8 protein-coding genes and 1 pseudogene are annotated in these 12210 nt (G+C 47.8%); 4 read left to right on the top strand and 5 right to left on the bottom strand.

The window, feature by feature from the left end; translation table 11 throughout:
- Positions 1-45 precede the first annotated feature (45 nt).
- The gene (locus NST83_RS03330; RefSeq protein ID WP_137061503.1) at positions 46-2052 is read right to left on the bottom strand and encodes a beta-galactosidase; all 2007 of its coding nucleotides are present in this window, start codon (positions 2050-2052) and stop codon (positions 46-48) included.
- Between the two features lie 251 nt (positions 2053-2303).
- On the opposite strand from NST83_RS03330, the gene NST83_RS03325 reads away from it, so the two are divergent.
- On the top strand, positions 2304-3212 hold the full coding sequence (locus tag NST83_RS03325; protein ID WP_342416562.1) for an AraC family transcriptional regulator: 909 nt from the start codon (positions 2304-2306) through the stop codon (positions 3210-3212).
- A 151-nt stretch (positions 3213-3363) separates the two neighbouring features.
- Here the strand turns inward: NST83_RS03325 and NST83_RS03320 are convergent, their stop codons facing one another.
- Positions 3364-4452 (bottom strand): site-2 protease family protein, encoded by a 1089-nt coding sequence (locus tag NST83_RS03320; protein WP_342416561.1) that lies wholly within the window; start codon positions 4450-4452, stop codon positions 3364-3366.
- A 170-nt stretch (positions 4453-4622) separates the two neighbouring features.
- Here NST83_RS03320 and NST83_RS03315 point away from each other — a divergent pair, with 170 nt between their 5' ends.
- On the top strand, positions 4623-7985 hold the full coding sequence (locus NST83_RS03315) for an SNF2 helicase associated domain-containing protein (protein ID WP_342416560.1): 3363 nt from the start codon (positions 4623-4625) through the stop codon (positions 7983-7985).
- A gap of 153 nt (positions 7986-8138) precedes the next feature.
- Here NST83_RS03315 and NST83_RS03310 read toward each other — a convergent pair whose 3' ends face one another.
- From NST83_RS03310 to NST83_RS03300, 3 genes are all read right to left on the bottom strand, one after another.
- Positions 8139-9089 (bottom strand): ring-cleaving dioxygenase, encoded by a 951-nt coding sequence (locus tag NST83_RS03310; RefSeq protein ID WP_342416559.1) that lies wholly within the window; start codon positions 9087-9089, stop codon positions 8139-8141.
- A 41-nt stretch (positions 9090-9130) separates the two neighbouring features.
- A complete protein-coding gene (locus NST83_RS03305) occupies positions 9131-9757 on the bottom strand; it encodes a nitroreductase family protein (protein WP_342416558.1) in 627 nt (208 codons plus the stop codon).
- Between the two features lie 188 nt (positions 9758-9945).
- Positions 9946-10317: an MmcQ/YjbR family DNA-binding protein gene (locus tag NST83_RS03300; RefSeq protein WP_342416557.1), complete on the bottom strand. Its 372-nt coding sequence runs from the start codon at positions 10315-10317 to the stop codon at positions 9946-9948.
- Between the two features lie 738 nt (positions 10318-11055).
- Here NST83_RS03300 and NST83_RS03295 point away from each other — a divergent pair.
- Positions 11056-11277, top strand: a pseudogene (locus NST83_RS03295) (3-methyl-2-oxobutanoate hydroxymethyltransferase); the annotation flags it as partial.
- Positions 11277-12200: a ketopantoate reductase family protein gene (locus NST83_RS03290; protein WP_342417861.1), complete on the top strand. Its 924-nt coding sequence runs from the start codon at positions 11277-11279 to the stop codon at positions 12198-12200. The pseudogene NST83_RS03295 and the gene NST83_RS03290, both read left to right, overlap by 1 nt.
- Positions 12201-12210: the final 10 nt, after the last annotated feature.

The following is a 12210-nucleotide window of genomic DNA, read 5'->3' as shown; positions in this document are numbered from 1 at the left end:
TATATGATTTCATTTATATGTCGATTTCAGCTCATTACTCATCATTTACGCTTCTTCGATAATTATAACACTCCAAGGCTCTAATTGAAGCGTTTGTCCTTGAGCAACTGTCTGCTGTCCGATCAGCTCCTTGCCGCCTCCATGCGGATACACAACTGAGCCTGCTTGTTCGGAATAGTTAAAATAATACCGAACCGTCCGTCCCAGCTCATTTGTACCGGATTTAACAATGATCGGATACGACGCTTCCTGGTCCACTCCCCACACTCCCGCCTGCTTCGCAACAGAACGGAATAGCTCACGAATGACCGCCGAGCTTACGACACAGCCGATGTAGGTCGCCGTTCCTTGACCATAACGGTTTTGTGTAATTGCGGCATATTTGCCCCAATGCGGATGGTCGTAATAGGCCAACACCTCGGCAGTTGTCGGTGTAATCAGCTCCATCCACGTATCCACCTGATTCTCCTCTGCTGTCACTTCAAAAGGATTATCCTTGAGCGTTACATTTTTCGGCTCCACGAACAGACTGTAATGAATGCCGCAAGCTTCGCTAATCACGCCCGGCTGCCGGGAGGTTCTCACCTGCACATGCTCATCGGTAAACCCGCTTCGGAACGTGTATACCACATGACCGCCGTTTTCCACATAACGGTTCAGCTTTTCCAGTAATGCATTCGGTGCAGAATAGAGAACGGGTACGATCAAGAGATCATAGCCGTCAAATGACTCCGTACCTGGATGAACGATGTCCGTACCGATATTCAGCTTATACAGCTCGTCATACAAGCGACGTACAATGTCATTGTAATTCAGTGGACTGTTCATATTGAACTTGAACCAGTTAATCGACGTTAACGCTTCGTTACTGACGAGGATCGCTGTCTTGTTTTTCTTTTTCAGGTTCACCAGATGAGGGGATAATCTTGCAAAATCCTTCCCAATCGTCTGTGCTTCCTCATAGACAGGATTGGGTTCAAAATCATGACTCAGCAGACCCTTCCAGTAGGTTTCGAAGGAATTATGGATGGAATGCCAATGCCAGTAGGCCACCATATTGGCCCCGGAAGCCAGATGACTGAACGCTTGCAGTCGCAATTGTCCCGGATAAGGAACCCAATGGGTAAAAGCCTGCGCTTCCGTTTCCAGCACCAAATAATTATTATTCTTCGTGGAGCGCGCCACATCACCACCGAAGGAAATTTCAATCCCGGTCAAATCATCCTGTGTTGGATGGTAAATATCCACCCCCGTCACATCAAATGCCTGAGACGCCGCAAAATGATCCACATCCGGCTGAATGCCGAACGAATAGCCTCTCCACTCAAAATCAAAGTTTTGCGTAACAAACTGGTCTTCCCGCTTGTATTCATTCACGAGCGCAACCTGCCAGGCTAGGAAATCCGTGACCAGCTTGCGCTGGAATTGGGAAAAGGCTGCGCCCAGACTTCCATTAATCGTCCCGACCACCGAAGGGAAGTCCTCCCAGCTATTGATCCGATTGCTCCAGTAATCAAGGCCGAATTTGCGGTTCAGCTCTTCCAGTGATTCAAACTGCTCACGCAAATGCTTAACGAATCGCAATTGCACATTCGGCCCGCTTGTATTGTAATGCTTCGTTTCGTTATCTGTCTGAAAACCGATCACCGCCGGATGCTGGCTTACCCGTCCAATCAGCTTGCGTATAATTCGTTCAGCATGGAACAGGTACACCGGGTTCGTAATGTCCATAATCTGACGGGCCCCGTATTTACCCGGGCCCTGTGGTGTTGTCGCCAATACGTCAGGATGCTCCTTGACCAGCCATGTCGGTACAGCATAGGTTGGCGTGCCTACAATGACCTCAATACCCGCCTTATGCATTGCATCCAGCACCCGGTCTACCGAGGTGAAATCAAATACTCCGTTTTGCGGTTCATGCGTACTCCAGGTGGATTCGGCAATTCGAACCACGTTGATGCCCGCATCCTTCATCATTTGAATATCTTGGTCCAGACGGTCATAAGGCATATATTCATCATAATAAGCAACGCCATACAGCAGCTTTTTCATCAGATCGTCCTCCAATATGTTCGTAGTAGAGTGTCATGTGCTATGCGCATTATTTTGCGGTTTGGAAAGTTGTTTACATAGTTCCCCCTGATTCCAAAATGGAACCGTTTTCAATCAATCCTTATATAAGTGCTATCTTATATAAAAGCTTATAGTATAGGATTTGTAAACGCTCTTTTATTATAGCCACATGTTAGGTACAATGAGATTGTCTAAGCGGTGTAAAATTTGCCCTAATCGAAGGTGATCTGATGATATTGAATCCTGGAGTGGATCCAGCTCTGTTCGAAAATTGCCATTGGCTTCCTAATATTGACTGGAATGTAAAATTTTTCGGCGCACATATTCACCGGGTAAAAACAAACTGGTGTATGCCAGAAGAGTCGCATATCGGTTTTGAAATTGTACTGATTTTGGAGGGTCGTCAGGAGACGATTATGGAAAACAATGTGTATTCGGTTGGGGTCGGGGATATTCTGATCATTCCACCGGGATTCAAGCATGTGAGTCAATGTGCTTCCCCAGACGGGATGTATTATTTCAGCTCCCATTTTAATATAGACGATCCGTTATTCCGTCAGGAGATGATTAAGAGCAATCAGCTTTTTTTCCCGGCCGGTACTGAAACGAACATGAAGCTGCAAAAGGTCGTGCACAGTTGGATTGGCATGATGCAGGAGAACGGAAAATATACGACAGCGGATCGTTTTCGCATGCAAATTGCCTTGTTTGAGCTGTTCGGAATATTCTCGCAAATGATATCTACCGGGATGGAGCCTACGCTTTCGCCCTCATCCGTTCAGTATGCCAAGGCCATTATGGAGGCCATTCAATCCAGATTCAAGCCTTATCGGGATGATGAATCTGCCGAGCCGACGTTCCGCATTGAGGATGTGGCAGCCTCCCTCGGGATCAGTCCCGGATACGCACAGGAGGTATTCCGCAAGGTATACGGCTATTCGCCGCGTCATTACCTGTCGGAGACGAAGTTGCACGAGGCGAAAGTGCTAATCCAGCAGCCCAATCTGCCGCTGAACAAGATAGCCTCCCTGCTCGGATACTCCAGCTTGGCTCATTTCAGCAGACAGTTCAAGCGCTGGACCGGCACCAGTCCGCTCAAATACCGCCAAACGCTGAGTCCGGTTACTGAGCAGGATTAAGGTAGCTAAATAGAGACACGGTAACAGAGACTTCGCTATTTTCATAGTGATAAAAAGAGCGTGACACCGAACATCCCAGTTGCCGCGCTCTTTCTATTTTATTGCTATCGACACGTGCTCCATCCAGGATTACTCCTTCAGGGTATTCGGGTCACAGCCTTACATCCCCAATATGCTGATGCACCACATACATTATCGCCATTAAGAACAAGGCCAGCCCCAAATAACCGATCCCGAATTTCCAGCGTGATGACGTGGGTACCTCGTAATATTTATCATTTTCAAACGGAAGGTAGTCAATCTCACACAGCAATTTAAGCTGGTACGCATCCGGTGTCGGGATATGCTCCACACCATTCAGCCGTACATCCTGGACAAGACACTGCTGTGGCAGCAAAAGCGTCTGCTCCACATCCAGACTTTCCATATACACCGTCACATATTGCTGTCCTTCCAGATCCGAGTAGGTATTAAAGGATAGTCTACGGGTATGCTCCGGTCCGGGTAGCGGGTATCCTTGCTCATACAGATGCTGTACGTTAACCAGCGGCTTTTGCAATGAAGATAGGACCTTGACCTCTCCTTTATTGCGTTTAACATATTTTTTGTACAAATCGTAGGCGAAGAGCGCCCATATCAGGAAAAATAGAAGAGATTTTAAATACACAATGACGACGATTCCACCCACCAAGCCGACTAGCCACAACCACCGCGTTACTGCCGTGGAAATTCGTCCACCGTCGAGCGGGTGAATTGGCAGCAGATTGAGCAGATTCAGGAAAAAACCGACATACGCCAGTGCATACAATAGCGGACTGTCCGTTGCATAGGCTCCCGCATATACCGCCATAGCCCCAACCGTTCCCAGTAACGGGCCGCCCATCGCCACATACGCCTCTGTTTGCGCATCCAGGGGATGCCGTTTCATCGTAATCAGCGCACCCAGAAAAGGAATAAACAACGGTGCCGATACGGGAAGCCCTTTCCGCTTGGCAGCCCATACATGCCCCAGCTCATGCACGAACAGCAGCAGCACAAAACCAACCGCAAACCCCCACGGGTACAGCAGCGCGTAGAAGCCAATCGTCGTCGCCATAGATATCAGCGCACCGCCGAATTTACCAAATTTCAATAGAGCTAGCAACGACTTCCCTTTCAAAAGAAGCAGCGCCGCCGCACTGCCTAGATACCATTTGGATGAGCCGGATTTGGAATTAGCCTTTTTATCTTCTTCTTGCAAAAACGTCCGCCTCCTTTCTATACACTTCCATTGTATCCTGCTATGTACAGCTTGTAAAAACAATATCAAAATATTCCAAACGGACAAATAACCATCCGCATGTGTCCACGATTACGCCTGTTCTGTTATCATAAAAGAAAACGGAACGACTCAGGAGAGGATTGCGAGCCATGAGCTTTGAACTTACCCGGCGGGTCATTAGACAGCTATGCAGTCAAGCCGCTTATGACGACGGGGACGCCTATTATCGGGCCAAAAGAGTGGCCTTCACGCAAATAGATCATGATGATGGTGTGTATGAGGCTACGATCAAAGGAAGTCGCTTCTATGCGGTTGCCGCTATGATCCGCCCCAACGGCAGTATCCGCGCGGAATGCACCTGTAGCACATTTCAGACCACTGGACGGTATTGTAAGCATATTGCCGCTGTTCTTATTAACGTCCATGAAATGCTGAGCGGAAAAAGTATGTCTGTGCGTTCTTATGCTTCCAGACTCCATTCGGGCATGACCCAGGATTCAGTACAAGGAACTGAAGCAGACGGAATCTATACCGCTACCGCTGCTCAGTATGATCACGCCCGGGCGGCACGATTCTCCGGTATCACGCAGAGCGACCTCCAGCTGACCGACAGTATGCTAAAGCTATTCAGCAGCAAGAAGCCGCTTCGCAGCACCCCTACCCTGCTGGATACCCGCGCTATTCTGGATTTTCAGTTTGTGATTCGTCCCTTTGCCTATGGTTACCAGAAGTACGTGTTTGGTATAGAGATGAAAGCAGGACCCAAACGATTGTATATCGTTCAGAAAATACGACCTTTTCTCGACAGCATTGATCGTGGTGACAGCTACATGTTTACAAGAAACTTTTCATACGAGCCTCAGTTGTACCGATTTAGACTCGAACATGACGCCATTCTTCAGCAGTTGGTTCAGGTTCGCCGTAATGAGAGCATGATCCGAGAAACCTCGGGTACGTATTCATCCTCTGGCAGCCATATGAGTGGAGAACGGATGCTGCTCATTCCACCCGCGGCTTGGGAAAAGCTGTTCCCCTTGCTGGCAGCAGCACAGGGAATCCAATTTGAAATTCACGGAAACACAACCGAGGGCATTCCTCAGTCGGACAACATGCTGCCGCTGCAATTCGAATTCGATAAAGCCGAGGCTGACACCGAAGGCTACCAGCTAAGCATTCAAGGACTGGATGATCTAACCATTATGGAGGACTACGGCATCGTCATTGCCGAGGGCAAGCTCGTAAAGCAAAAGAATGATCCGCTGCAACGTCTGTCCGAGCTAAAACGGATGGTCGAAGTCCATCATAAGCGGAAGATTCAGATTGCGCCGGAACAGATGGAGTCCTTTATGGACAAGGTTGTTCCCGGGCTGATGAAGCTTGGACGTGTCCATATGACACGTTCTGTCTCTGAGCGGGTCACACAGCAGCCATTGAAGGCGAAGCTATATCTGGATCGGGTAAGAGACAAGCTGCTGGCTGGACTAGAGTTCCAATACGGGGAGATCATCATGAACCCACTGGAGATCGACGAACGAAAACCTGACAACGAGCGCATTCTGATACGGGATGGAGAGCAGGAACAGCAGATTTTGGATCTGATGGAGCATAGCTCCTTCGCCAAGACAGACAGTGGATATGTTATGGAAGATGAGGATGCGGAATATGATTTTTTGTATCATACGGTGCCACAGCTGGAAAAGCTGGTAGAGGTATATGCCACAGGTGCTGTTAAATCGAAAATAAACAATACCCTGCCCACCCCGAAGGTACGAGTAGAGCTGGACGAACGCACCGATTGGCTTGAATTTAAATTTGATATCGAAGGCATTCCGGAATCCGAAATCCGCCAGCTGCTAAAATCATTGGAGGAAAAGCGAAGATATCACCGCTTGCCGAATGGCGCTTTGCTGCCGCTGGAAACAGAGGAATACATGGAACTGATCCGGTTCATGAACGAAACGGGAATTCGCAAAAGCGACCTGGATGCCGCACAAATTCGCATACCCGTTACGCAAGGACTGTATTTAATAGATCCCCATGATCAAGGGAAGAACCTGACGCTGGGTAAAACGTTTCGCCAACTGCTGGAGAATATACGCAATCCCGATCATCTCGACTTTCCAGTACCCGACACACTAGCACCGATCCTGAGGGATTATCAGGTTTACGGCTTTCAATGGCTCAAGACGCTGGCGCATTACCGTTTCGGGGGCATTTTGGCAGATGATATGGGACTGGGCAAAACGCTGCAAAGCATCGCCTTCCTCGTCTCTGTACTGCCGGAAATCCGTAAGCAGCAGCTTCCAGCCATCATCGTGTCTCCTGCGTCACTGGTGTACAACTGGCGGAATGAGCTGGAGAAGTTTGCACCCCATATCCGCGTCGCCATTGCAGACGGTAACGCGGATGAGCGTAGTCGAATCATTAGGGACGCAGCGCGGTATGATGTCATCATCACCTCCTATCCTCTGCTGCGTCGGGATGCAGACTTGTACGGCAAGCTATCGTTCCACACGCTGATTCTGGACGAGGCGCAGGCATTCAAGAACCATGCCACCCAAACGGCACAGGCTGTGAAGGATGTAACAGCCCGTTACCGTTTTGCCCTTACCGGAACACCGGTGGAAAATACACTGGAGGAGCTATGGTCCATCTTCGATGTTGTATTTCCCGAGCTATTTCCCGGTGGAAAAAGAGCATTTCACAATCTCACCCGGAATGTGATCGCCAAGCGGGTACGGCCGTTTCTGCTGCGCCGCCTCAAGAGCGACGTCCTGAAGGAGCTACCTGAAAAAATCGAATCCGTTCAGGTGTCGCGGCTCCTGCCGGATCAGAAGAAGCTGTATACGGCCTATCTGGCCAAGCTCCAGCATGAGACATTAAAGCATCTGAATGAGGAAGGCTTCCAGAAAAACAGGATCAAGATCCTTGCGGGGCTGACCCGGCTTCGCCAGCTTTGTTGTCATCCGGGCTTGTTCATCGAGGGCTACACCGGAAGCTCAGCCAAGTTTGAGCAGTTGCTTGAGATCATTACGGAATGCCTTAGTTCGGGCAAGCGGATGCTCATCTTTTCACAATTCACGACGATGCTTCGATTGATCGGACGCGAGTTGGCTCAGGAAGGAGTGCCCTACTTTTATCTGGACGGGCAGACTCCCGCTTCGGAACGTGTGGAGTTGTGCAGCCGTTTTAATGAAGGAGAACGCGATCTGTTCCTGATTTCGCTGAAAGCAGGAGGAACCGGCCTGAATCTCACTGGAGCAGATACCGTCATTTTGTATGATCTGTGGTGGAATCCTGCTGTAGAGGAGCAGGCTGCCAATCGCGCCCACCGGATGGGCCAGAAAAAAGTCGTGCAGGTAATTCGTCTCGTCGCACAAGGTACCGTAGAGGACAAGATGTATGAATTACAGCAAAAAAAGAAAAATCTCATCGACCAGGTTATCCAGCCGGGACAAGAAACCATTTCGGCACTAACTGAGCTGGAGATTCGTGAACTGTTAATGATCTAGGCAGCTTTAACCGCTATGAAGCCGAACTATTGAGACAGCACATGGAGTATGGCCCACTGGAAAAATCCAAAAACGAAAAGGTCCAAATTGCGGTAGAACCACCCCGCAATTGGACCTTTTGTTACTTATCCTTATATATCTGAACCATCATGATTAATCCTGCTTCAATACTCTAACTTCAACGGGAACCAGATTAGACTCAATCACGGAACGCTGAGGCTCATACCACTCAGGCAGCATCAGCTTGTGACCCAATTCATTCAATTCCTCATCTACAGTGAAGCCGGGCGGATCGGTCGCAATCTCGAACAAAATACCACCTTGCTCGCGGAAGTATACTGCATTGAAGTATTGGCGATCCACAATACCACTCGTCCCAAAGCCATGCTGGCGAACCGTTTCGTTCCACACCTGATGTTCCGCATCGTCCTGTGCACGCCAGGCGATATGGTGAACCGTACCCGCGCCACCGTTGCCCCACGGTACATCTTTGACCGGAATGTCGATCAGGTTGCCCAAATCCCCAGTCGCCCGATAGCGAATGTAGCCTGCATCAGCGTCTTCTCCGATGGGAGTCATGCCCAGAATATTCTCCAGTACACCTTGCGTATGCTTGGAATTAGCACTGAACAGCACGGCACCGCCAAAGCCCTTGATGGCTTTATCCGCAGGTACACCGCCTGCTGTCCACGTGTTCGCCGGGCCTTCTTTCCGCTCCACCAGTTCAAGACGCAAGCCTTCATTATCCTGAAACTGAATAAATGATTCGCCGAAACGAGCTGATTTCGTGAAGGATACCTTCAAGCTGTGCAAGCGGTTTTCCCAGTAATCCAGAGTACCCGGCGGCACTACATACGTTGTAATTCCTACTTGCCCGCCTCCGAGCTTACCCTTGCGTGTACCCGGAGCCGGAAAAAAGGTAATAATCGTTCCCGGGTTGCCTTGTTCATTACCAAAATACAAATGATATACTTCAGGAGCATCAAAATTGATCGTCTTTTTAATTAATCTCAGTCCAAGCACGCCTGCGTAAAAATCAACGTTGCCCTGCGGATCTGCTGCAAAGGACGTGATATGGTGAATTCCTGCGGTTTTCAATGACATTTCAATCACTCCTTTTGTTAGACTCATGTATTTAATAAATTTCAAAATCCGTTATAGCTCACAAATTGTCCAACCGGCTTGCGATATCCGCGTGGCCGCTGACCCGATTCATCCTCTTTGCCCAAGGTAATCAGCATAACTGGCACGAGATTTTCTGGAATATTCAATACTTCCTGTACCTTCTCCGGGTCAAAGCCGATCATTGGGCAAGTGTCCCAGCCTTTGTCCTTGGCAATCAACATGAACTGCATAGCCGACAGACTGGCATTGCGGATCGCTTCTTCTCTTTGGAAGACAGGTCCTCGCTGGCGATAGAACTGGGTCACCGATTCCACCTCTCTGTCATATTCCTGTTTGCTCAGGACGCCTAGATTCAGAAAGCCTTCATTATATTCAGCTACTTTTGTATAAGCCTCTGTATCCCCGAGCACCACAATTGCGGCCGAAGACGTTAATATTTTATACTGCTTGCTTGCCTCGTCATGCAGTCTTTGTTTTGTATCTGCATCCTGTACCACGATATAATGCGCATGCTGTAAATTAAAAGCCGATGGAGCAAACTTCACTAGCTGGAATATTTCTTCCAGTTCTTTTTTATCTATTGCAACATCAGGCATAAATTTAGAAGCAGATCTTCTCTCTTGAATAATATTTACCAATTCGCCCATGTCCAGTTCCACTCCTTGATATTATTTTTAAATGAGTTATCTTTAAATTAAGAATATATCTTTAAGTATTTTCTGTCAAGTAAAAATGTTCGATATCAAGCATCCGGTCTCCCCGCTTGAGTGCTTCGACATGCTCCATTCCATCGGTTACCTCGCCAAAGATGGTATGCTGGTTTATAACACACCTTTCACAGATCGGTTGCCCGTATTCTCATCGTAATGGCTTCACGTTGCGCTTTGGTCAAGCTTTTGAAAACCAGATCGTACGAGTGGTCGATCATGCTGTACAAATCCTCCAGAGGGAAAGTAGAATCGACCGTTACCGTGTTCCAATGCTTTTTATTTAAATGATAGCCTGGCTTAATCGCCTTGTTTTGCTCGCGCAGGTTTTCCGCAATAACCGGATCACATTTCAAAGATACTTGGCAAATTCCATTCGCTTCCCTTAGGAGAGCAAATACTTTGCCTCCCACCTTCAGCACCAGTGGCTCAGGACCAAAAGGGTAATCCTCTATCGCTTCTTTTTTGCTTAGACCATATGCCACAATCTTCTCATACATCAGCCTTCTCTCCTCTGCTCTAGTCATCGCCCTATAAACCTATTTGTGCCCTATTATATCATCTTCATGCTCTTCAAATACATCACGTCCATGCTACAATGAGAGTATGACGCGCAGGCAAAAGGAGTGATCTTCGGGACGATTCCGATTGTGGACCTTGTTCTATGGGCGTTAATGCTGACGGGATTTCTTTATGCCCTTTTCCGCCGTTCTGCCCGGATTTTCTCAATGGTCGTTTACCTTTCCTAAAGCTTTGAGCGATATTTCATATACTGTATCTGCAAGCTGAACAGCCCTTTCACTTCCTATCAGGAAGTTGGAAGGGCTTGTTCTGTTCGTATTGCAGAGAAAGTTATGCAAGAACCCTATATTTTGATATACTTCCGTGAGAGGCTGTATCGACAACTTCGAACGGTACTCTAGTTTAGTGTAATTCAATATGTAGATGTGTGAGCCTATGGAGGTGAACTCGTTGGATTTTGCTCTGATCCGCAAGGACCGAGACAAAAGAACGGTCGCAAATTGACTCTTTTTTTGCCTTTCGGACCTTTTCGGCCATGTGCTGAAAGGTTTTTTTTGTGATCTAAAACAAAGGTAGGGAAAGGATTGGATGTAACCATGGCAACCCCAAAAGCGCTTAATATTTGGCAATTGAAGAAAATGAAACGAGAAGGTTTACCTATAAGCATGATCACGGCGTATGACTATCCATCTGCTCGTTTGGCTGAGGAAGCTGGTATAGTCCACCATGACATGCTGCAATACTCCTCTCCTTACCGGGAGAAAAAGTTCGTAAAAACATATTCGGATATAGGTACTCTGATCCGCGACAGCATCGGGCAATATGTCAAGGACGTGAAGGATCGCTCTTTTCCGGGCGAAGAGCGTGTTTTTAAAGCAGATGAGAACGTAGTAGAACGACTGTATGGGAATGCAAAAGCAAAGGGAGGGACCCTATGATGCGATTTTTGATTGTAGGTGCAGGGGCGATAGGAGGCTACTTCGGGGGACGTCTTGTTCAAAAAGGAGAAGACGTGACCTTCTTCGTACGTCCTTCCAAAAAATCTCAGTTGGAAGAGAACGGTCTGATTGTTAAAAGTGTTCATGGAGATTTCCAGACGCCAATCCGTACTATTACATATGGTGAAGCTGTCGAGCCGTTCGACTGCATTATCGTTGCGGTCAAAGCGTATCATCTGCCCCAATTGCAATTCGATCTTGAGCCCTATATCGGTGAACGTACCATCATTCTTCCGTTACTTAATGGTTATGAACATTTTGACTCTTTACGCAAGCAGTTCGGGCCGGAAAAAGTGCTAGGCGGACTTTGTTATATCGAAACTACGCTAGATCATGATGGTTCTGTCGTTCAGACAAGTCCATTCCACCGTATCGTCTTCGGTGAATGGAACGGTGTGCAATCAGAGCGTACACAAATACTGCTGAATCATCTTGATCATGCAGGCTTCATAGTCACACGCAGTCAGGATATCCAGCGTGAAGTTTGGCAGAAATATATATTTGTTGCCAGCTTGAGCGGAATCACAACACTAATGGATACCTCTGTCGGGACTATACTTGCCACGGCAGAGTCACGTGCTATATACGAAAAGCTGCTGCATGAGATGGTCACACTTGCTCGCAACGCAGGGATGCCGATTGATTCAGAGATGGAAGCTCATACATTGAAAACGATGGAGTCCTTACGACCGGAGATGATGTCATCCATGCAGCGTGATATGCATAAAAAGCTTCCGATTGAAGCGAGTCACCTGCATGGTTCACTTCTTGCATTGGCTTCTGGCAGTAATGATGCATATCCGATACTTGAAACGGTATATGCCCGATTAAAGGTATATGAGAGCTTATTGGATACTATCTAACATTTAATTA

Origin of the sequence: Paenibacillus sp. FSL R10-2782 (assembly GCF_038592985.1) — a bacterium.
GTDB classification, from domain to species: Bacteria; Bacillota; Bacilli; order Paenibacillales; family Paenibacillaceae; genus Paenibacillus; species Paenibacillus terrae_C.
This window is presented reverse-complemented; position numbering and strand designations above follow the sequence as displayed.